19 protein-coding genes and 1 riboswitch are annotated in these 22,311 nt (G+C 56.3%); of the genes, 11 read left to right on the forward strand and 8 right to left on the reverse strand.

Features of this window, described 5'->3' with window-relative positions; all coding sequences use genetic code 11:
• The first annotated feature begins 16 nt into the window (after positions 1-16).
• From thiI to ACWVX6_RS04715, 7 genes are all read left to right on the forward strand, one after another.
• Positions 17-1,186, forward strand: coding sequence for a tRNA uracil 4-sulfurtransferase ThiI (gene thiI, locus ACWVX6_RS04685; RefSeq protein ID WP_455152476.1), 1,170 nt, complete (start codon positions 17-19; stop codon positions 1,184-1,186).
• 86 nt (positions 1,187-1,272) lie between these two features.
• Entirely contained in the window at positions 1,273-2,502 is a 1,230-nt protein-coding gene (locus tag ACWVX6_RS04690) for a competence/damage-inducible protein A (RefSeq protein WP_117751043.1), read from the forward strand.
• A 243-nt stretch (positions 2,503-2,745) separates the two neighbouring features.
• The gene (gene glgB, locus ACWVX6_RS04695; protein ID WP_455152477.1) at positions 2,746-5,013 is read left to right on the forward strand and encodes a 1,4-alpha-glucan branching protein GlgB; all 2,268 of its coding nucleotides are present in this window, start codon (positions 2,746-2,748) and stop codon (positions 5,011-5,013) included.
• A 96-nt stretch (positions 5,014-5,109) separates the two neighbouring features.
• Positions 5,110-6,318: a glucose-1-phosphate adenylyltransferase gene (locus ACWVX6_RS04700; RefSeq protein ID WP_117489682.1), complete on the forward strand. Its 1,209-nt coding sequence runs from the start codon at positions 5,110-5,112 to the stop codon at positions 6,316-6,318.
• A gap of 15 nt (positions 6,319-6,333) precedes the next feature.
• Positions 6,334-7,461, forward strand: a complete 1,128-nt coding sequence (glgD, locus tag ACWVX6_RS04705; protein WP_118284662.1) for a glucose-1-phosphate adenylyltransferase subunit GlgD — start codon at positions 6,334-6,336, stop codon at positions 7,459-7,461.
• A 192-nt stretch (positions 7,462-7,653) separates the two neighbouring features.
• Complete coding sequence (gene glgA, locus ACWVX6_RS04710; protein ID WP_270575917.1) at positions 7,654-9,090, forward strand: glycogen synthase GlgA; 1,437 nt, start codon at positions 7,654-7,656, stop codon at positions 9,088-9,090.
• A 343-nt stretch (positions 9,091-9,433) separates the two neighbouring features.
• Positions 9,434-11,881, forward strand: a complete 2,448-nt coding sequence (locus tag ACWVX6_RS04715) for a glycogen/starch/alpha-glucan phosphorylase (RefSeq protein WP_455152478.1) — start codon at positions 9,434-9,436, stop codon at positions 11,879-11,881.
• A 228-nt stretch (positions 11,882-12,109) separates the two neighbouring features.
• Here the strand turns inward: ACWVX6_RS04715 and spoIID are convergent, their stop codons facing one another.
• On the reverse strand, positions 12,110-13,069 hold the full coding sequence (gene spoIID / locus ACWVX6_RS04720; protein WP_455152479.1) for a stage II sporulation protein D: 960 nt from the start codon (positions 13,067-13,069) through the stop codon (positions 12,110-12,112).
• Positions 13,070-13,225: 156 nt separating this feature from the next.
• Here spoIID and ACWVX6_RS04725 point away from each other — a divergent pair, with 156 nt between their 5' ends.
• Both ACWVX6_RS04725 and ACWVX6_RS04730 read left to right on the forward strand, forming a co-directional pair.
• On the forward strand, positions 13,226-13,468 hold the full coding sequence (locus ACWVX6_RS04725; protein ID WP_118359956.1) for a hypothetical protein: 243 nt from the start codon (positions 13,226-13,228) through the stop codon (positions 13,466-13,468).
• Positions 13,446-13,763 (forward strand): RNA polymerase sigma factor, encoded by a 318-nt coding sequence (locus tag ACWVX6_RS04730; RefSeq protein WP_110435333.1) that lies wholly within the window; start codon positions 13,446-13,448, stop codon positions 13,761-13,763. Before ACWVX6_RS04725 ends, ACWVX6_RS04730 begins: the two co-directional genes overlap by 23 nt.
• A gap of 241 nt (positions 13,764-14,004) precedes the next feature.
• Here the strand turns inward: ACWVX6_RS04730 and thiC are convergent, their stop codons facing one another.
• From thiC to ACWVX6_RS04745, 3 genes are all read right to left on the reverse strand, one after another.
• Positions 14,005-15,327, reverse strand: a complete 1,323-nt coding sequence (gene thiC / locus ACWVX6_RS04735) for a phosphomethylpyrimidine synthase ThiC (protein ID WP_455152480.1) — start codon at positions 15,325-15,327, stop codon at positions 14,005-14,007.
• Positions 15,328-15,680: 353 nt separating this feature from the next.
• Positions 15,681-16,871: a 2-iminoacetate synthase ThiH gene (gene thiH / locus ACWVX6_RS04740; RefSeq protein WP_455152481.1), complete on the reverse strand. Its 1,191-nt coding sequence runs from the start codon at positions 16,869-16,871 to the stop codon at positions 15,681-15,683.
• Positions 16,872-16,893: 22 nt separating this feature from the next.
• Positions 16,894-17,658 carry a thiazole synthase gene (locus ACWVX6_RS04745; RefSeq protein ID WP_455152482.1) on the reverse strand — a complete coding sequence of 255 codons (765 nt, stop codon included), beginning with the start codon at positions 17,656-17,658 and terminating at the stop codon, positions 16,894-16,896.
• Between the two features lie 78 nt (positions 17,659-17,736).
• Here ACWVX6_RS04745 and mscL point away from each other — a divergent pair, with 78 nt between their 5' ends.
• Positions 17,737-18,150, forward strand: a complete 414-nt coding sequence (gene mscL / locus ACWVX6_RS04750; RefSeq protein ID WP_418374967.1) for a large conductance mechanosensitive channel protein MscL — start codon at positions 17,737-17,739, stop codon at positions 18,148-18,150.
• A 47-nt stretch (positions 18,151-18,197) separates the two neighbouring features.
• Here the strand turns inward: mscL and thiF are convergent, their stop codons facing one another.
• Both thiF and thiS read right to left on the reverse strand, forming a co-directional pair.
• Positions 18,198-18,833: a sulfur carrier protein ThiS adenylyltransferase ThiF gene (thiF, locus tag ACWVX6_RS04755; protein WP_455152483.1), complete on the reverse strand. Its 636-nt coding sequence runs from the start codon at positions 18,831-18,833 to the stop codon at positions 18,198-18,200.
• A 205-nt stretch (positions 18,834-19,038) separates the two neighbouring features.
• Entirely contained in the window at positions 19,039-19,233 is a 195-nt protein-coding gene (gene thiS, locus ACWVX6_RS04760; RefSeq protein WP_455152484.1) for a sulfur carrier protein ThiS, read from the reverse strand.
• A gap of 72 nt (positions 19,234-19,305) precedes the next feature.
• Positions 19,306-19,408: riboswitch (TPP riboswitch) on the reverse strand.
• A gap of 98 nt (positions 19,409-19,506) precedes the next feature.
• On the opposite strand from thiS, the gene dinB reads away from it, so the two are divergent.
• On the forward strand, positions 19,507-20,721 hold the full coding sequence (gene dinB / locus ACWVX6_RS04765; RefSeq protein ID WP_455152485.1) for a DNA polymerase IV: 1,215 nt from the start codon (positions 19,507-19,509) through the stop codon (positions 20,719-20,721).
• A 33-nt stretch (positions 20,722-20,754) separates the two neighbouring features.
• Here the strand turns inward: dinB and ACWVX6_RS04770 are convergent, their stop codons facing one another.
• Positions 20,755-21,795: a hypothetical protein gene (locus ACWVX6_RS04770; protein ID WP_455152486.1), complete on the reverse strand. Its 1,041-nt coding sequence runs from the start codon at positions 21,793-21,795 to the stop codon at positions 20,755-20,757.
• Complete coding sequence (locus ACWVX6_RS04775) at positions 21,761-22,261, reverse strand: RNA polymerase sigma factor (protein WP_455152487.1); 501 nt, start codon at positions 22,259-22,261, stop codon at positions 21,761-21,763. Before ACWVX6_RS04775 ends, ACWVX6_RS04770 begins: the two co-directional genes overlap by 35 nt.
• Positions 22,262-22,311 lie beyond the last annotated feature (50 nt).

Raw genomic sequence — 22,311 nt, forward strand, 5'->3', positions numbered from 1 at the left:
ATCAAGGAGACAATAAATGAAAGAAGTATTACTGCTCAAGTGCGGTGAGATCGTCCTCAAGGGACTCAACCGCAAAACCTTTGAGGATCGTCTGCTGAAAAACCTCAAGCGCCGCATGGCGCACGTTGCAGACTGCGAGATCACCATGCGCCAGTCGGTCGTTTATGTGGAGATTCCGGACGATGCGGACGCAGATGCGGTTATGGAGTGCGCAAGCCGTGTGTTCGGCTTTGCGACCATCTCCCGTGCAGCGGTCTGCCCGGAAAAGACGCTCGAGAGTGTCATTGCGACCGCAAAGGACTATCTGGCACCCAACTTTGCGGCGGCTAAGACCTTTAAGGTCGAGTCCAAGCGCGGCGACAAGAAATTCCCGATGACCTCCACCGAAATCAGCCAGCACGTCGGCGGCGAGCTTGCTGATCTGTTCCCGGATGTTCGTCCGGATATGCACCATCCCGACCTGACCGTACACGTTGAGATGCGCGAGAAGTACGCCTTTGTACACGCCGGTCCGGTTCCGGGTGCGGGCGGCATGCCGATCGGCTCGAACGGCCGTGCAGCGCTGCTGCTCTCCGGCGGCATCGACTCCCCTGTTGCCGGCTGGATGATGGCCAAGCGCGGTCTGGAGCTGTGCGGCATCCACTTTTTCAGCTATCCGTACACCTCCGAGCGCGCCAAGGAGAAGGTGCTTGAACTGGGCCGCAAGCTGACCGCATGGTGCGGCCGCATGAGCGTTATGGTCGTGCCGTTCACCCACATTCAGGAGGAGATCCGCGACAAGTGCCACGAGGAGCTGTTCACGCTCATCATGCGCCGCTTTATGATGCGCATTGCCGAGCGCGTAGCTGTTGAGTACGGCTGCGGTGCGCTCATCACCGGTGAGTCGCTCGGTCAGGTTGCCAGCCAGACCATGCCCGCCATGGCCGTTACCGGCGCGGTGTGCGACCTGCCGGTATTCCGTCCCTGCATCGGCATGGATAAGGAGGAAATTGTCACGATCGCCCGTAAGATCGACACCTTTGAGACCTCTATCCTCCCCTACGAGGACTGCTGCACCGTATTCACCCCGAAGCACCCGAATACCAAGCCGAAGATGCCGAAGATCCTCGAGGCAGAGGGCCACCTCGACGTTGAAGCACTCGTGGACGAGGCGGTTAAGGGTGTGGAGATTATTCATCTGCCGTAAACACAGGTATTCGCTATGCCGCAGGGCGGGGTCACCCCGCCCTGCAATATAACCTCTATCACGTTTTTCCAAAGGAGGAAAATCCATTGAACGCAGAACTTATCGCAGTCGGCACAGAGATTCTGCTGGGCGACATCGTAAACACCGATGCACAGCTGATCTCGCAGGGTCTGTCCGAGCTGGGCATCAATGTATTCTACCAGACCGTTGTCGGTGACAATCCGGCGCGTCTCGAGCGCGTAGTCCGCGAGGCAAAGGACCGTGCTGACATCATCATCACCACCGGCGGCCTTGGCCCAACTCTTGATGATCTGACCAAGGAGACGCTGGCGACCGTTTTCGGCAAAAAGATGGTACTGCATCAGCCGTCCATGGACCGTCTGACCGACTTTTTCAAGACCATCGGCCGCGAAATGACCAAGAACAACGAAAAGCAGGCATGGCTGCCGGAGGGCTGCACCGTATTCACCAACCTGTGGGGCACGGCACCCGGCTGTGCGTTTGAGGCCGACGGCAAGCACGTTCTCATGCTGCCCGGCCCTCCGCGCGAGTGCAACCCGATGTGGAAGGAATGTGCAATGCCGTATCTGTACAAGCTGGCAGGCGGTTGCATCGTATCCCGCAACATCCGCGTATTCGGCCTCGGCGAAAGCAACATGGAGAATATCCTGCACGACATGATGGAAAAAAGCGCAAACCCGACGATTGCGCCGTATGCCCGCACCTCGGAGTGCTTCGCGCGCGTTACCGCCAAGGCGGACACCCCGGCAGAATGCGAAAAGCTGCTCGATCCGGTCGTTGACGAAATCCTGAAGTTGCTCGGCGACGACGTTTACGGCGTAGACGTTGACTCTCTCGAGCAGGTAGTCGGCGACGGCCTGCGCGAGCGCAAGCTGACCCTCGCGGTGGCCGAAAGCTGCACCGGCGGTCTGCTGTCCAAGCGTCTGACCGACATCCCGGGCGCATCCGATTACTACCTCGGCGGTGTATGCTCGTACAGCAACAGTGTCAAGGAGAAGGTGCTCGGCGTGAAGAAGGAGACCCTCGATACGGTCGGCGCGGTATCTCCCGAAACCGCAGAGCAGATGGCTGTCGGCGTTGCAAATGCGCTTGGCTCGGACATCGGCGTCGGCATCACCGGCATTGCCGGCCCGGGCGGCGGCACCGAGGACAAGCCGACCGGTCTGGTCTATATCAGCGTTTGGTACGACGGCAAGTTCTTTACCCGTAAAATGCAGTCCTCGCTCGGCCGCGACCGTGTGCGCATGCAGGCCGCTTCTACGGCGCTTGATCTTATCCGCCGCCATATTTTCTAAACAAATTTATATCGAATTGTACGTTATTTTGTCATTCCCACTCAAATGATGTGGAAAGCAAACAAAATTTCTGTAAAGAAAGTCCAGTAATTGTGCTAAATTGCTGGACTTTTCTATTTATGTGATGTATACTATATCTAACTAAAGTGAGGGTATTCCGCCAAAATTCTGTCGAAGTACACAAACTGTTGGAAAATATTCGTATTTTCCTTCATTTGGCGGCTGTAAAGGGAGAGATGCTGTATGAAGAAAAAATCCGCAGCACCCGCCGCGGAAAAGCGAAGCGAGCTTTTCTATTCCGGCCGGGATTGTCGCGCGTTCGATTACATGGGAGCCCACCCTTTCGTGCAGGATGGTGAACAGGGTTATCTGTTCCGTGTTTATGCACCGGAGGCCGAAAAAGTTTCCGTCATGGGTGAGTTCAACGACTGGAATCGCGACGCCGATTATATGACGCGCGATGAACAGGGTATCTGGGAGAAATTTATTCCGAATATTCCGGAATATGCCGCATACAAGTATAGTGTATGGGCCAAGTCCGGCGATGTGTTTGACAAGTCCGACCCGTACGGCTTCCATTTCGAGACCCGCCCGGGCAACGCCACCAAGGCGTATGACCTCGACGGCTACGAATGGGGCGACGCCTCGTGGCTGGACTGGCGCAAAAAGCACCTGCCGTATTCCAATCCGGTCAACATCTACGAATGCCACCTCGGCTCGTGGAAGATGCACGAGGACGGCAACTTCTACTCCTACCGCCAGCTGGCGGACGAGCTTGTGCCGTATGTCAAGGAAATGGGCTACACCCACATCGAGTTTATGCCGCTGACCGAGTATCCGTTCGACGGCTCGTGGGGCTATCAGGTAATCGGCTACTTTGCCGCCACCAGCCGCTACGGCACGCCGAAGGACCTGATGTACCTGATCGACAAGGCGCATCAGGCCGGTCTGGGCGTTATCATGGACTGGGTTCCGGCGCACTTCCCGAAGGACGGCTGCGGACTGGTCGAGTTTGACGGCTCGCACCTGTACGAATACGCCGATCCGCTCAAGATGGAGCACAAGGAATGGGGCACGCGCGTATTCGACTACGGCAAGGTCTCCACGAGAAACCTGCTGTTCTCCTCTGCGATGTTCTGGATCGAGAAATTCCACATGGACGGCCTGCGCGTAGATGCGGTCGCTTCCATGCTGTATCTGGATTACAACCGTCAGGGGGAGTGGCGGCCGAACGTACACGGCGGACGCGAGAACCTCGAGGCCGTTGACTTCCTGCGGCTGCTCAACGAGTACATCCTGACCGATCATCCGGACGTTATGATGATCGCCGAGGAGTCCACCGCATGGCCGATGGTGACCAAGCCGGGTTACGACGGCGGTCTGGGCTTCAACTTCAAGTGGAACATGGGCTGGATGAACGACATGCTGTGCTACTGCTCGGCGGACCCGTTCTTCCGCAAGGACATGCACGACAAGATCACCTTCTCGTTCATGTACGCCTTTTCCGAAAACTACATTCTGCCGCTCTCGCACGATGAGGTCGTGCACGGCAAATGTTCGCTCATCAGCAAGATGCCGCCTCCGTATGAAAATCAGTTCGGCGGTCTGCGCGCGCTGTACGGATACATGGCCGCACACCCGGGCAAGAAGATGCTGTTCATGGGCGGCGAGTTTGCACAATTCTCCGAATGGGCGTACCAGCGCGGACTGGACTGGATGCTGCTGGATTATCCGGCGCACCGCCAGATGCAGGCATACGTCAAGGCGCTCAATCACTTCTACCTTGCTACTCCGCAGCTGTGGGAGCAGGATACCGACTGGCGCGGCTTTGAATGGATCAGCCATGAGGACAACCGTAACAACATCATCGCCTTCCGCCGTGTGGCGAAGGACGGCTCAGATATCGTGGTCGTTGTCAACTTCTCTCCGGAGGAGCAGCAGGAATACCGCATCGGCGTTCCGATCACCGGCACTTATGAAGAGATATTCACCTCGGACAAGACCGAGTTCGGCGGCAGCGGCATGGCAAACGGCAAGCTCAAGACCGAAAACAAGCCCATGCACGGTCAGGAACAGTCCATTGTTCTGAAGATTCCGCGCTTCGGCGTGCTGTTCTTCAAGGGCAAGGCAAGAGCCAAGCGCCGCACCAAGGCAGAGATCGAGGCCGCAAAAGCCGCAGCTGCCAAGAAACCGGTAAAGCGCACCCGCTCGACCAAGGCAGTTGCGAAATCCGGCACCAAGGCCGTTGCCCGCACAACCGAGAAGGCCGTAGCCAAGACCGGCTCCAAATCCGTTGCAAAGACCACTGAAAAGGCGGTGTCACGCACCGGAACCAAGGCAGTTGCGAAAACCACCGAAAAGGCGGTGTCACGCACCGGAACCAAGGCAGTTGCGAAAACCACCGAAAAAGCGGTGGCACGCACCGGAACCAAGGCAGTTGCGAAAGCCACCGAAAAAGCGGTTTCCGTACCGACAGACAAGGCAGTAACCGCAACCGGCGGTTCTAAATAAGCAAGCGCAAGTTTGCTGCAAAAGAGATACACAGAGGGGATACGCCAGACGGCGTATAGATCGCAGCGATGCAAACTGTGAAAAAGGAGAATTTACATGTATCGGAAAAAAGAATGCGTAGCCATGCTGCTCGCAGGCGGCCGCGGCAGCCGTTTGTATGTGCTGACCAAAAAGGTCGCTAAGCCTGCCGTACCGTTCGGCGGTAAGTACCGTATTATCGACTTCCCGCTTTCCAACTGCGTCAACTCCGGCATTGATACTGTCGGCGTGCTGACCCAGTACGAGCCGCATGTGCTCAACGCTTACATCGGTTCCGGCCAGACGTGGGACCTCGACCGCCTGCGCGGCGGCGTCTATGTTCTGCCGCCGTACGAGAGCAAAAAGACCGAGTGGTACAAGGGCACCGCAAACGCCATCTACCAGAACATTCAGTTCCTGGAGGATTACGATCCCGAGTACGTCCTCATTCTTTCGGGCGACCACATCTACAAGATGGACTACAACAAGATGCTCCAGCAGCACAAGGAGACCGGCGCTGACGCGACCATCGCGGTGCTGGACGTTCCGCTTTCCGAGGCTTCCCGTTTCGGCATCATGAACTGCAAGCCGGACGGCACCATCTACGAATTCGAGGAGAAGCCGAAGGAGCCGAAGTCCACGCTGGCTTCCATGGGCATCTATATTTTCACCTGGAAAAAGCTGAAGGAATACCTCATCAATGACGAGGCCAACGAGCAGTCCTCCAACGACTTCGGCAAGGACATTATTCCGGCGATGCTGAATAACGGTGAAAAGCTGGTTTCCTACCGCTTCAAGGGCTACTGGAAGGACGTAGGCACCATCGAGAGCCTGTGGGAAGCAAACATGGATCTGCTCTCTCCGAACTCCGGCCTGCAGCTTTCCGATGACAGCTGGAAGATTTACGGCCGCACCACCGGTTCGCCTCCGCATTTCACCTCCAAGCAAGCTAAGGTTACCCATACCCTGCTCTCCGAGGGCTGTGAGATCTACGGCGACGTTTCCGAGTCCGTCCTGTTCTCGGATGTTAAGATTGGCAAGGGTGCCAAGGTGGAATATTCCATCCTGATGCCGGGTGCTGTGGTTGAGGAAGGCGCGACCGTGCGCTACTCCATCGTAGCCGAAAAGGCCGTTATCGCCAAGGGCGCGGAAGTCGGCGGCAGCCCGTCCGACAGCGACGTAGACAACTGGGGCGTTGCGGTAGTAGCCGAAGGCGTTCGCATCGGCAGCGGCGCAAAGCTGGCCGCTAAGGAAATGGCAGACGAGGATCTGCCGGACGTAAAGTAAGGGGGCGGCACAAACATGAACAGCGTTTTAGGCATGATCATTGCATTTGATACCGACAACGATCTCCGCGAGATCACCGAGCACCGCACGGTCGGTGCGGTACAGTGGGGCGGCCGATATCGCATTATCGACTTTATGCTTTCCAATATGGTAAACAGCGGCATTTACCGCGTGGGCGTACTGATGAAGGACAAGTACCAGTCCCTGATCGACCACATCGGCAACGCCAAGGACTGGGATCTTTCCCGCAAGAACAGCGGCGTAACCTTGCTGCCGCCGTACTCCTACTCCAAGAAGGCGTCTCCGCTGGTAACCGGCGAGTACCGCGGCAAGATTGACGCACTGGCCGGTGCGGTTGACTTTCTGCAGAAGAACCGTGCAGACTATGTAGTCGTAGCGGACGGCGACATTGTTGCCAATGTACCGCTCGACGACGTGATCGACCGCCATATCAAGTCCGGCGCAGACCTGACCATGGTATGTACCAAGAAGCAGAAGAATTCCCCGTTCACCACCTATGTGGAGCTGAACCGCAAGAAGGAAGCTGTTGACATCCGCGTTGGAGACTGCAACGAGGGCAAGTGCAAGCATGCGGCACTCGGCATTTACGTCATGAGCCGCCAGTACCTTATCCACATGCTGTCCGACTGCGTAACCCATAACTGCATCCACTTCGAGCGCGAGTTCCTCACCCGTGCCCTGATGGACGGCACGGTAGCCGGCTACCTGTTCAACGAGTACGCCGTCAAGATCGAGGACACCTTCGACTACTACCGCTCCAACATGGACATGCTCGACAAGGATGTCCGCAACGAGGTATTCAAGCGCACCCGTCCGATCCTGACCCGCATCAAGGACGAGGCTCCGACCTACTACGGCGATGAAGCCGACGTAGAGGACTGCCTCATCGCCGACGGCTGCCGCATTGAGGGCAAGGTAAAGAACTCCGTCCTGTTCCGCGACGTTGTGATTGAAAAGGGCGCCGAGGTCAATAACTGCATCATCATGGAAGGCGGACGCATTCTGACCGAGGCTTCGCTCCGTCATGTCATCACCGACCGCAATGTTATTATCCGTGATGGTCGCACGATGATGGGACACGAAAATTATCCGATCACCATCGCAAAAAACGCAACCGTTTGATCCTTTTCTGTTAAATCCGCATAAACTTCTGTTTAGAAGTTGCTATCACAGCAAAAACGCATTTTCCGCAGCGCAAATGTTCGTGAAATATTGCTATATTACATTCAGACAGAAACGAGTATAATAAAATTACAACGGGTGCGGAAACGGTCAGCGCTGTTTCCGCACTCTCTGTTGGGGAGGCTCGGCTTTATGAAAATCATGTATGTTACCAGCGAATGCGCTCCGTTCATCAAAACCGGCGGATTGGGCGATGTAGCAGGTTCGCTCCCGCAGGCACTCGCTGCCAAGGGACATGACGTGCGTGTATTCTGCCCGCTGTATTCTGCGATCGACCAGAGTATGCGCGAAAAGTTCTATTACATCAAAAACGCTTACGTCCGTCTGGGCTGGCGCAACCAGTACTGCGGTATCTTCCGCTATGAGGCGGACGGCGTTACCTATTATTTCATCGATAATGAGTATTACTTCGCACGCGGCCAGATCTACGGCGAGTACGACGACGCAGAGCGCTTCGCGTACTACTCCAAGGCGGTACTCGAGGTACTGCCCGATCTGGAGTGGAAGCCGGATGTGATCAACTGCAACGACTGGCAGACCGCCCTCGTTCCGGTTTACTACAACCTGATGTTCGCTTCCCGTCCGTTCTACGAGAACATCAAGACCGTGTTCACTATCCACAACATCCAGTACCAGGGCCGCTACGGTCGTGAGATTCTGGAGTACGTGCTCGGCATTGACGACGCACACTTCCGCTCCGGCTTTATGGCAATGGACGGTGACGTCAACCTGATGAAGGCTGCTATCGTAGCTTCCACGGCTGTCACCACGGTTTCACCGACCTATGCCAACGAAATTCAGACCGAATACTACGGCTACCGTCTGGATTCCGTGCTGCGCATGAACAGCTATAAGCTGCACGGCATCCTGAACGGCATCAATATGGATGCGTTCAATCCGGAGACCGACAGCAAGATCTTCAAGAAATACGGCCCGAACAACCCGCAGGATAAGCAGGTCAATAAGACCGAGCTTTTGAAGCTCTGCGGCCTCGAGGGCGATGCAAACACGCCGGTTATCGGCATTGTCACCCGCTTTGTTGACCAGAAGGGACTCGACCTCGTCGAAGCAGTCCTGCCGGATATTCTGGCGGATGATATTCGCCTGATCGTGCTCGGCACCGGTGACTACCGCTATGAGCAGATGTTCATTGAGGCAAAGCGCCGCTGGCCGGATAAGGTTTCCGCATCCATCATGTTCTCCGGCGATCTGGCAAACCGCATTTACGCAGGCGCCGATATGTTCCTGATGCCGTCCAAGTTTGAGCCGTGCGGCCTGGCACAGATGATCGCACTGCGCTACGGCACCATTCCGATCGTCCGCGAGACCGGCGGCCTCAAGGACACCGTTCACGCCTTTGTCGATTACGCCGGCACGGGCAACGGCTTCACCTTTGCAAGCTACAACGCGCATGACATGCTGCACGTTATCCGCGAGGCCTGCGGCGTATTCCGTTTTAACAAGCCTGCGTGGAGCAAGCTGATTATGCAGGGTATGCAGAGCGACTTCAGCTGGGGCAGCTCTGCCGATAAATATATCGAGGTTTACAAGACCGCGATGGGTCAGTAACCGACCTGTCAGCCCGACCCGTCACCCGATTTGAGGGAATACGGTGACGGTAACTGGTGATTCCGTAATTTTCATCCCATTGAAATCTACGGCACCCTTAGAGGTGCTGACGAGTAATGCGGCAGCCGCATCGCTCAGCAGTACCTCCAAGGCAGTCCCGCGCGGTTCAGCGGCGAGGGATTGTCGAGCAAATTTTGCGTCCTGACGAGGCGCGGGTTTGCAGCAATACTTTGTGTATTGCAAAAAGCCGCAACGAAATCAGGGCACAAAATTTCCGACAAGCACCGCCGATGCAACCGCGTGGGACTGCCTACCAAAATTATGTGAGGAGATAAGAAAGACCATGCCAAAGACCCAGTACACAAAGACCGCTTTGAAAGAAGCCATTGCAGGTAAACTGCAGCGACATTTCGCCTGCGAGGTAGAGGACGCTACCAAGGATCAGGTATACGAGGCTTGTGCCCTCGTAGTGCGCGATGCACTGACCGAGCACATGATCGAAACCCAGAATGAGGTAGAGCAAGACGGAGAACGTCAGGTACATTACCTGTGCATGGAATTTCTTGTTGGCCGCAGCCTGCGCAACAACGCCTACAACCTCGGTATGCTGGATGCACTGACCGCAGCCCTCAAGGACATGGGCTTCGAGATAGCAGACATCTTCGAGGAGGAAGCTGATCCCGGTCTGGGCAACGGCGGTCTTGGCCGTCTGGCTGCCTGCTATATGGACGGCATGGCGACCGACGGCGTACGCGGCACCGGCTACTCCATCCGCTACGAGCACGGCATTTTCAAGCAGAAGATCGTAGAAGGCCAGCAGGTCGAGCTGCCGGATTCCTGGCTGTCTACCGGCGAGGTTTGGCAGATTCCGGCAATGGATGAGACCCGCGAGGTCAAGATCGGCGGCACGGTTGACACCTACTTCGACGATAACGGCAAGCTGGTCGTCAACTACCACGATTACACGCCGGTTCTGGCAGTTCCGTATGATATGCCGATCTCCGGCTACGGCACCAACAACATCGCGCGTCTGCGCCTGTGGAAGGCACAGAGCCCGATCGCACTGGACATGAAGCTGTTCTCCTCCGGTGAGTATCTGAAGGCACTGGAGAAGCACGCACTGGCAGAGACCATCTCCATGGTCCTCTATCCGGAGGATAACCACCGCGAGGGTCAGTCCCTGCGCCTGAAGCAGCAGTATTTCCTCGTTTCCGCAACCCTGCAGGACATCTGTGCAAAGCACAAGGCCAAGTACGGCACGCTCGAAAACTTCGCGCACAAACACGTCCTGCATATCAACGATACGCACCCGACCCTGGTTATTCCGGAGCTGATGCGCATCCTGATGGACGAGAACGACATGAGCTGGGAGCAGGCCTGGAACATCACCAGCCAGTCTGTTGCTTACACCAACCACACCGTTATGCCCGAGGCGCTCGAGTGCTGGCCAGTATCGCTCGTTCAGGAGCTGATGCCGCGTGTTATGCAGATCATCTACGAAATCAACGAGCGCTTCTGCAAGGAGCTGTGGAACTACTTCCCGAACGACTTCCAGAAGATCTCCAAGCTGGCTATCGTTGCCGACGATACCGTCCGCATGGCACATCTGGCTATCGCAGGCTCGTTCTCCATCAACGGCGTATCCGCGCTGCATTCCGAGATCCTCAAGGAGCGTGTATTCACCGATTTCTACAAGATCTACTCCTCCAAGTTCTGCAACGTCACCAACGGCATTGCACACCGCCGCTGGCTGTGTGAGGCCAACCCGGAGCTGGCTGAGCTGATCGAGAGCAAGATCGGCACCGGCTACCGCACCCATCCGTCCGAGCTGCAGGTTCTGAACAACTATGCGGACGACAAGGAGCTGCTCGACAAGCTGGGCGAGATCAAGCGCCACAACAAGCAGCGTCTGGCGGACTATATCAAGGAGCACAACGGCATCGAAGTCAACATGGACTCTATCTTCGACGTACAGGTTAAGCGTCTGCACGAGTACAAGCGCCAGATGCTGAACATTCTGCACATTATCAGCCTGTACCACAAGCTGAAGGACAATCCGGATATGGATTTCGTTCCGCGCACCTTTATCTTCGGCTCCAAGGCCGCACCGGGCTATGCAGTAGCAAAGAAGACCATCCAGCTGATCAACTCCATCTCCAAGATGATCGACAACGATCCGGCAGTACGCGACAAGCTGAAGGTCGTATTCCTCGAGGACTACAAGGTATCGCTGGCTGAGATCATCATGCCGGCTGCCGAGGTTTCCGAGCAGATTTCCATCGCCGGCAAGGAAGCATCCGGTACCGGCAACATGAAGTTCATGATGAACGGTGCTCTGACCATCGGCACGATGGACGGCGCAAACGTCGAGATCTGCGAGGCAGTCGGCAAGGAGAACATCTTCATCTTCGGTATGGAGACGCCCGAGGCTGAGGCACTGGCCGCTTCCGGCAGCTATGAGCCGATGGTCATCTACCAGAACGATCCGGTGATCCGCCGCGTGCTCGATCAGATGATCCACGGCTTCGGTGACGGCGTGGACTACACCGATATTGCCAACCTGCTGCTGCACGGCGGCAACGGCGGCCCGGCTGACCGCTATATGAGCCTGAAGGACTTCGCATCCTACGCTGAAGCACAGGAGCGCGTAAGCCAGACTTACCGCGATCAGGATCAGTGGAACCGCATGGCTCTGATCAACATTGCAAACTCCGGCCGCTTTGCAGCGGACCGCTCGATCGCTGAGTATGCACAGAATATCTGGAGAGTTAAGACCAACTTTGCTTTCTAAGGCTTCGCCTTCGATAGAAAGGACGTAACCGTCCTTTCTATCGAGAAACGCCCTTGCCAGGCAAGCCTGTAAGGGCTATTACAGAGAAATCCCCCGAAAACTTCCCGGTTTTCGGGGGATTTCTCTGTTTGTTAAAAAAGTCAGGCACATGTCCTGACTTTTTTGTCGCGCTGCGCGCTCCATTTTATATGCGAACATAGTTCGCAATCTTCCCATTTTCCATTCTCTTCACTCTCTGCTCTCCAATTTCAACTCTGTATGCGGATAATAGTGAGCCAGTATTTCCGTGTAATCGCTTCCCCCCTCCGCCATATATTTAGCACCATACTGCGACAGACCAACACCATGTCCGTATCCGATGGTGTGAAACGTAATACTGTCCTCGGTGGTTGTGATGGTGAAATTCGTGGACTGCAGGCCGAACAGCGCCCGCACTGCGGTTCCCTCGACGGTCACGCCGCCGAGCTTCACGGTTTTCACGCCGCCAGCCGCCGAGCGCACCGAGGACGCAAACCAGCGGTCGGGCTTGCCGCTCACATCCGCTTTGGGCAGAGTCTGCGCGACCTTTTCGCGGAACGCATCCGCCGTTAGTGTCACCGCGCTCTCGTATCCGGCGTACTGCGTGCCGCCCGGACTGACCACGCTCTGCAGATACGGAATATCCTCGCCCCAGACATCGGCGGCAGACTCGGTCTTCGGACCGCTGACGCAGTGGAACACAGCCGCAATCGGTGCACCGTCGCAGGTCAGGATCTGCCCTGCTGTGTCCTTGACCGCCTTGCGTATCCGCGAATAGCCGACACTGAACGTCTTGACCGCGTCCGGCTGGTATGCCGCACAATGGCTGTAATCGTCGCAGACGTCCGCATCCGGATGCTCTGCCGGCCGTCCTCTCGACTGCTTATACACCGCGTACGTCCGCGCTGCGACCGCCTGTGCGCGGATGGCTTCAACCGGAAAATCGTCCGCAATCTCTGCCGCCGTCACGCCTTCCACATAGGTCTCCAGCGGCATTTCCTGCGCCTTGCCGTTCACCAGAACCGTGATGTCCGAACCGCCTGTCGCTGCCGCTGTGACGCTTTCTGTGGGTGCCTGCGGCTCCGTCTTGTCCGTTTCCGATGGGTAAAATACCGGCAGCAAATACAGCACCAGCACCAGTCCGACGCCGGTCAGCAGCAGTCTGTGCATGGTATCCCCTCCTTCCCTCTCTACCACAATGTATGATGCGGATTTTAGGAATATAACACAAAATATAGTTTTTCATTGACAACTCATACTTTATGTTGTATTATAAGGGACATAAAGAATCGAACATTTGTTCGTATATTGTAAGGAGGGGTCGCCATGAAATTGTGTGAGATGGCGCAGGAATACCGTGTAAATGTCGCTCTGCTGGAGCTGCGTATCAAGCAGCTTCAGGCGGCACAGAAGCGTACGCGTCAGCCGGAGGTGCGCTACCGGCTCAAGCAGCGCGCGAAATTCCTGCAGACGCTGATCAACGAAAGCCGCCAGACCGTATTCCTGATGGAGCACTACCACGACCACAGCGAAGAAGGTGACGCGCATGCGGACTGTCGCGCTGTCTGAGCACACAGCGACACGGCTGGCCTACCGGCAGTATCTCGGTCTGCTCGCGGAGGACGACCGCGGCTTCCGGCAGGCATTCCGCACGGCCTTCTTCCGGGCCATGCGCGAGCAGCTGACACCGCGGCAGTACGAGGTGCTGTGGATGATCGAGGTGGAGGGATTATCCTGCAAGCAGTGCGCCGAACGGCTCGGGATCAGTCCATCGGCGGTATCGCGGCACTGCTCCCGCGGCAAAAAGCGGCTACGGACGCTGCTTGCGTACAATCTGGAGCTGAGACACCAGTATTTTTCTTAGCTGCAAGCGAAAACCGGCATATACAGAGGTTTTTCTCCTTATGTGCCGGTTTTGTTTGTTTGATTGCCAAATCGAGATCGAACACTTGCGAAGCAAACAGAATCCTGCCTGCAAGGCGCGATTTTTCTTCAGAATTCGACCGAAAGCGTGGTTTTTATCGAGAGGCGGCTCGAAAAACGTTAGTTTTTCGACAGCTTCAAAAAAGAGCGGTCTCCCGACCGCTCTTTTTTATTCCGAAGCATCAGCATGCGCCCTTTTCCGAGCAGAATTTGACTTCTTTGCCCTCAAGGATCATATTTGTGGTACGCACGGCGCACATTTTACCGCACATCGAGCAGGTATGACGCTCGGTCGGCGGAACCTGATTATAGAAGCGCTCGGCCTTTTCCGGGTCGAGTGCCAGCGCGAACTGCGCGGGCCAGTCCAGCTTATGACGCGCGTCCGCCATTGCGTTATCGCGGTCACGCGCACCGGGCAAACCGAGTGCGATATCGGCGGCATGGGCTGCGATCTTGCTGGCAACGATGCCCTCGCGCACGTCATTTTCATCCGGCAGGCGCAGGTGCTCCGCCGGTGTAACGTAGCACAGGAAGTTCGCGCCGGCCTGTGCGGCGATGGCGCCGCCGATGGCCGAGGTGATATGGTCGTAACCCGGTGCAATGTCGGTAACGAGCGGCCCGAGGACATAGAAAGGCGCTCCATGGCAAAGGCGCTTTTCCATCTGCATATTGGCCGCAACCTCGTTCATCGCCATATGGCCGGGGCCTTCGATCATAACCTGCACGTCCTTCGCCCACGCACGCTGTGCAAGATTGCCCAGCTCGATCAGCTCGCTGATCTGACCCGCGTCGGACGCATCATCAATGCAGCCCGGACGCAGTGCGTCACCCAGCGAAATGGTAACGTCGTAGCGGCGGAGAATGTCCAGCACCTCGTCGTAATACTCGAAGAACGGATTCTCATTGCCGGTCATCTTCATCCACGCGAACAGCAGCGAGCCGCCGCGGGAGACGATGTTCATCCTGCGGCCCTCACGCATAAAGGCTTCGACCGCACGGCGATTGATACCCGCATGAATGGTCATGAAGTCCACACCCTCCTTGGCGTGCGCCTCAACAACCTTGAGGAAATCCTGTGCGGTGATCTCGAGCAGATCCTTTTCCAGATACCCGATCGCGTCGTACATCGGCACGGTGCCGATCATCGCCGGCGACATGTCGATCAGCTGCTTGCGGAAGGTGTTGGTCTTGCCGTAGTTGGACAGATCCATGATGGACTCCGCGCCCATGTCAACGGCCATGCGCACCTTGCGCAGCTCCATCTCGTAGTCCTTGCAGTCACCCGAAATGCCGAGATTGACATTGATCTTTACGCGGGTGCCGTCGCCGACCGCCTCTGCGGACAGGCTTTTGTGATTGATGTTCGCCGGAATCGCAATCGTACCCTTTGCGACTCGTTCCATGATGAACTCGACCGGACGGTTCTCCTTTTTGGCGACCATTTCGATCTCCGGCGTGACGATACCGCGCTTTGCGGCATCCATCTGCGTTGCATAATTTCTCATGGCTTACTGATACTCCTTCGGAATAAAATTTATTGCTTCCGGAGTGCGGTTTTCATATAAATCTGCAGTGGCATGCGGTGCGCTCTGTCCTCAGCAGATTGCCGCACTTCGGCGGCTGACAAGCCTTGTTCTAAGGGGGACTCCGTCCCCCTTAGATACCGAATAAGTTCCCAGGGAAACTTGTCCGGATATCCCCCTCTCGTTTGCACAGCAAACGAGGCCGCGCCGCAGCGGCGCGGGCAGTGGTAAGAAAGTCAGGTACACGCCCTGACTTTCTTAGGGAATTTTATGCGGCGCACTGCGGTGCGCCTGTTCTGCTTGTTTTGCCTTCGGCAAAATACAGCAGAAATGTGTTAAACATACAGATAATCTGCCATTACAGGCTGCAGATTATGCTCTACGATTGCGTTATATACCTCATCGACCGAACGGCCGTCCGAAATCTCGAACTGCTCATCTCCCTTATCCTCGCCGGAGTGACCGCCGATACCGACGTCTACGCCGGCGGAAATCTTGGTGGCGGCGATGCCGATGATATTATCGCGGAAGCCCGCGCGCTCGCGGGTCGAGATAGTGATGGACGCGAACGGCATGAAGATGCGGTAGGCACATACCACCTGCAGCAGCTGCGGCTCGTGCACGTCCTTCGGATTGATCTTATCGTTATTGATGATCGGGCGCAGACGCGGACACGAGAAAGCAATCTCTGCGTGCGGATACTTGCGCTGCAGCAGGTACGCGTGCAGACCGGTCGCAAACGCGTCCTTTCGGAAGTCGGACAGACCGAGCAGCGCCGCAAAGCCGACACCGCGCATGCCGCCCATCAGTGCACGCTCCTGCGCATTCAGGCGATACGGGAAAATGCGCTTGTGACCGCCGAGGTGCAGGGTTTTGTACTTCTGGTCGTCATAGGTCTCCTGAAATACGGTAACGTAGTCCACACCGCACTCGTGCAGATAAGCGTACTCATCCACGTTGAGCGGATAAATCTCGATGCCGATGACACGGAAATACTTACGCGCCAGCTTAACGGCTTCACCGATGTAGGATACCGGCGACATGGCACGGCTCTCGCCGGTCAGCATGAGGATTTCCTGCAGACCGGTCTCCGCGATGGCCTTCAGCTCCTGTTCGATCTCGTCCATATCCAGCTTGGCACGGCGAATCTTGTTATGACAGTTAAAACCGCAGTAAATGCAGTAATTTTCGCAGTAATTGGCGATATACAGCGGCGTGAACATCTGCACCGAGTTGCCGAAATGCTTGCGCGTTTCGGCCTGTGCGCGCTGCGCCATCTGCTCAAGGAACGGCAGCGCCGCGGGAGACAGCAGTGCGCCGAAGTCCTCCGGCGAGAGAACGTCCTTGCGAAGCGCACGCAGCACATCAGCCGCCGTATAGGCATCCGCGTCATAGGCGTTCATGCGGGAAATGACCTCGTCCTGCACCTCGGAGCCGATGTTGTCCATACCCGGCTGGTACTCCATGTGGTCGGTATCAGCGGTGATGTATTTCGCGGAAATCATTTCATTTCTTTCGTTTTCCATCACAAATATCCCTCTTTCCGTCTTAATCCTGCAGGAAACCGGTCAGCGGAGAGGATGCCGAAGCTGTCTCACGGACACGGCCCAGACCGGCAAGGTATGCCGTGCGGCCTGCCTCAATCGCCTGCTTGAACGCCTCAGCCATCGCCGGAATATCGCCTGCGGTGGCAATCGCGGTGTTGGCCATGATAGCTGCCGCGCCCATCTCCATCGCTTCGCAAGCCTGCGACGGACGGCCGATGCCTGCGTCCACGATGATCGGCAGATCAATTTCATCAATCAAAATCTTGATGAACTCGCGGGTAGCAAGACCCTTATTCGTACCGATCGGAGCCGCCAGCGGCATGATGGAGGCCGCACCCGCGTTGACCAGATCACGCGCAACGTTCAGATCGGGATACATATACGGCATGACAACAAAGCCTTCGTTTGCGAGAATCTCGGTCGCGCGGATGGTCTCCTGATTGTCCGGCAGCAGGTACTTGCTGTCGCGCATGATTTCGATCTTGACGAAATCGCCGCAGCCGCACGCACGCGACAGACGCGCAATGCGAACTGCCTCGTCGGCATTGCGGGCACCCGAGGTGTTCGGCAGCAGCGTTACGCCCTCCGGAATATAGTCGAGGATGTTAGCCGTGCCGCCCTCATTTGCTCGGCGCAGTGCCAGCGTGATGATCTGTGCGCCTGCATTCTGCACAGCAGCATTGATCAGGTCGAGCGAATACTTGCCGGAACCAAGGATAAAGCGGGACTGGAACTCGTGTCCGCCGATTATAAGTGTATCTTTCATGTGAAAAACTCCTTTTTCTTGACCCATTTAAGGGAAACGTGTAAACTGATAGTATAAATAAGAAAGGGGAACGTAAAAGTGAAAAAGTTTATCGAAGAATTCAAAGCCTTCGCGCTGCGCGGCAACGTGATGGACATGGCGATCGGTGTTATCATCGGCGGTGCATTCACCAGCATTGTAACTTCACTGACCGAAAACCTTATCAACCCGATCCTCGGCCTGTTCGGCGGCACCGATTTAAGCGGTTTCGTGCTGAACCTCGGCGGTGTGGAACTGCGCTACGGTGCATTCATCACCTCGATCATCAACTTTTTGATCATGGCGTTCGTGCTGTTCTGTCTGCTCAAAGCGGTTAATAAGCTGACTGCGCTCGGCAAAAAGCCGGAAGCACCCGCAGAGCCGACCACCAAAACGTGCCCGTTCTGCTGCAGCGAAATTCCAATCAAGGCCGTGAAATGCGCGCACTGCGGTTCCGATCAGCCGAAAGAATAATGGAGAGTGGAGAATGAAAGCTGCGGCTTCCGTTCTCCATTTTCTATTTACGGCTCCGTTTCGCCAATGAGCAGACGTAGCACCATGGTTCCCTCGTGTGCCGAGCAGACCGCTACGCGCGGCGCCATCAGACCGAGACCGTCGGCTACATCGCTTGTACCGTCGCCGCAGAGGTACACATGGCCGAAGCGTTTTTCGGTCTTGATCAGGTTCGCCGAGCCGTAGCCTGCCATGCCGCTGCCCGATACGACCGGCTTTTCCGGCAGTCTGGTAAGCAGATTCTCGAGCAGCATAGCCTTCTGATCCGGCTTGTCAAACGCCTCCACGACCACATCACAGCCGGAGAACAGCCGCTCCACGTTGGACGGAACGACCCGCTCGGTGTAAGTCTCGTAGGTGAGATAGGGATTGATGGCCTCAAGCTGCTCGACAAGTGCGAGCGTTTTCGGAATGCCGAGGTCTTTCATCGTGTAATGCTGTCGGTTGAGGTTGGTGATGTCCACCACATCGAAATCCACGAGGATGAGATGACCGACACCCAGCCGCGCCAGAAAAATCGCAAGGTTGGAGCCAAGCCCACCCAGACCCGCAATGCCGACACACGCCTTGTCTAGCTTAGCCTGAATTTCCACGCCGTGGCGTTCCACCAGTGCGTCGTGCAGTTGTTCTTTGGTTAAAATCATGATTTTTCTCCTGTAATCACGCGCAGCGTGCATTTAATCGGAAATTGCATTGCAATTTCTATGAAAACCGGGAGTATGTATCTCGGTTTTCATACCAGTAACAAATGTGTGTGCCGCTCGCGGCGCGCAAATTTCTTTGGGACATACTGCGTAAAACGCGGATATGTCCCCTCTCGATTGAAACTGTAGTTTCAATCGAAGAATATCAGCCGCCGCCCACGAAGCATACGACTTCCAGATGGTCGGCATCGGTCAGCTTCTCTTCCGCGAACTGCGCGCGCGGAATGATGGTGCCGTTCTTCTCGACAGCCACGCGCTGCGGGTCATGACCCAGCTCCTTCAGCAGCGCCAGTACGGTTTCTTCTGCGGGAACAGCGCGTTCGTTACCGTTTACTTTCATGCAAATATCCTCTTTTCCGCAAGAAAAAATGCTCCGGTTTCACCATTCGGTAAAACCGGAGCATTAAAATTTCAAGTGTATGCGACAGCTTCCCTACGATGGTGCTAACCAACAGGTTCAAAAGGTTAGGCTCTCGCCCTCTCAGCCGCTCATCACGGCACCCTTGCTTGCAAATACAGTATGCACCTCATTCTCCCACTTGTCAAGCACATTTTTTTCGGATATAATGCAGTTATACAATGCAAACATTCGTTCGAAAGGAGATGATGACCGATGGACAGAACCATTCTGCACTGCGACTGCAACTCGTTTTTCGCGAGTGTGGAAACGCTGCTCGACCCGTCGCTCGCCGATGGTCCGACCGCGGTCTGCGGTGATCCGGAGAGCCGCCACGGCATCATTCTCGCCAAGAACGAGAAGGCCAAAGCCTTCGGCGTACAAACTGCCGAGACCATCTGGCAGGCGAAACGGAAATGCCCGGATTTACGGCTGGTAGCACCGCATCGGAGCGAATATGTGAAGTTTTCGCGCAAATGCAACGAGCTGTACCTGCAGTACACCGATCTTGTCGATCCGTTCGGCATTGACGAATCCTTCCTCGATGTCACCGGATCGATGCACCTGTTCGGCTCCGGCGAGCATATCGCGGACGAGCTGCGCCGCCGCATGCGCGAGGAGGTCGGACTGACCATCTCGGTCGGCGTGTCGTTCAACCGCGCGTTCGCCAAGCTCGGCAGCGATTACAAAAAGCCGGACGGCACGACGGTCTTTTCGCGCGAAAATTTCAAGCAGCGCGTGTGGACCTTGCCCGCGAACACACTCCTGTATGTCGGCAAACGCGCCAGCGACCGGCTGAGCCGACTGGGCGTGCGCACGATCGGCGAGCTGGCAGCCTGCGATCCGGCGTTTATCCACAGCATTCTGGGCAAAAACGGCGATCTTCTGCTGCGTTACGCCAGAGGCGAGGACGATGAGCCTGTGCGCTCGTTTTACGCAGAACGTGAGGTCAAATCGGTCGGCAACAGCATGACGTTCGCGCACAATCTGCTCGGCGCGGACGAATGCCGCATGGGTATTACGGCGCTGTGCGACAATGTCGGCAGACGTTTGCGAAAACGCGGCATGGTGTGCCAGACCGTACAGCTCGGCATCCGCGACCCGGAATTTCACAACCGCTCACGACAGGTAACGCTTGAGCGGCCGACCAACTCCACGCGGACGCTCATCGATCTGTCCATGCAGCTGCTGCTCGAGCATTGGCCGATGGACAAGCCGGTGCGCCTGCTGTCGGTCACGGCTGCCAATCTGCTGCCGGAAAATCAGTCGTGCGAGCAGCTTTCGCTGTTTGATGCCGCCGAGGATATCCAGAAGCGCGACCGTCAGCATAAGCTCGACCAGACGGTTGACGCGCTACGGCAGAAATTCGGTGATAAATCAGTCGTGTTCGCGCATTCGGTGAAGAAAAAGGATAAAACGGATAAAAAATGAGGACATATCTACCGGATATGTCCTCATTTTGCGTTACTGCGTCAGCCGGAAGGAAATCGCCCATCTGCCGTCCATCCGATTGCTTGCGGTGTAGAGATCACCGGTAAGTGTACAGCCGGCAACATCCTCGTATGCCATCGGGAAAACGTACTCGGTGACTTCTGCGTCCGCGTCAGAATCGACGTAGGAAACGTCGTAATCTCGCCAAAGCTCAGTGCCGTCCGTCATGCAGAGTACCGCAAAATCCGCATGGTTGTCGCGCGACAGCTTGCCTTCCGTGCGGTATGACAGGTGCAGTGCACCATCGTGCCACGCTGCCGCAGTGAGCGTAACATTGCCGTCCTCGCTCTGCCAAAGCGTGCCCTGCGGAACAAGAAAATCATAGTCGTGCATGGTTTCGTACAGCGAGATATCCGACGCACTCAGACCGTTGATATCGTGGTTCTCGGTCGGTGCATTCTGCGGCACAGCGGACAAATCTGCCGTTACCGGAACGCCTTCCTGTTCCACTTTACCAATCAGCAGCTTGTTAAACGAAAACTCGAACGCGCCTGCCGGAATATCTCCTCCCAAATCGTCAATTTGAAGAAAATACGTTGCCGTGTGGGTACTTGGGTCGTAGTCAACCGTCGAGCAGCCGCAGGACAGCGGTGCAGCTCTGCCCCAGCGCGGATAATCCAAATGCCAGCTGTCATACAGATCCGGTGCGGCATCGCCGAACAGGCTGCCCGTGGTGTCGGTCAGCGACAAATACACCTTTGCCGTGCTGCCTTCCACGTCCGCCGAAACGACCTCCAGCTTAACGCCCCGGTCCTCGCAGACCTGCCCGACCGGCTGCAGGTACTCCGCCATGCCGGGCGCAATTTTGTACAGCACCCGCAGGACCGCCTCCTGATTGGCGGCTACAGCGGTGCTCACGCAGGCCAGTGCCGCCGCAACCGCAATAATGATCTTGAGCGGTTTTCGCGCTCTGTGCGGCCTGCCGCTCTGCATTTTCGCGATCGTCTGCTGCACCAGTGCGTCGCTCGGCGTGATATTCTCATTCATGCCGCGGTACTGCTTGTGAAAATCCATCGTCCAGCTCTCCTTTCATCAATTCGCGCAGCTGTGCCCGTGCGCGTGTCAGCCGTGTGCGAATGGTAGACGGTTTTTCCCCGCTCATGCGCGCAATCTCCTCCGCGGTGTAGCCCTCGCAGTAGAATAAATGCACTACTGTGCGGTACTTGGGCGTCAGCCGCCGCAGGGCTTCATCCAGTACACTGTCCTCCGGCTCGGGAAACGGAATGCGGTCATCGAGCGGTGTGTCGTGCCGCCGCCATGCCATGCGCCAGTGGCTTTTCAGGCAGTTGAGCGTCACCCGCAGCAGCCATGCCTTTTCGTGCTCCTCGCTGTCGAAAACCGGCCTTTTACGCACGATTTGGAGAAAGACCTCCTGAAAAATATCGTCCGCGTCGTGACGGCTGCGCGTCTGCGCATACGCCAGCCGGTATACCATGTCGCCGTAGACGCTGACGAGTTGTTCGGGTGTTTTTGCGGTCATACTCCATCCTCCTTTCACCGGTAATACGAAATAAAAACCCGAAGTGCTAC

This window comes from Butyricicoccus sp., from assembly GCF_977037065.1.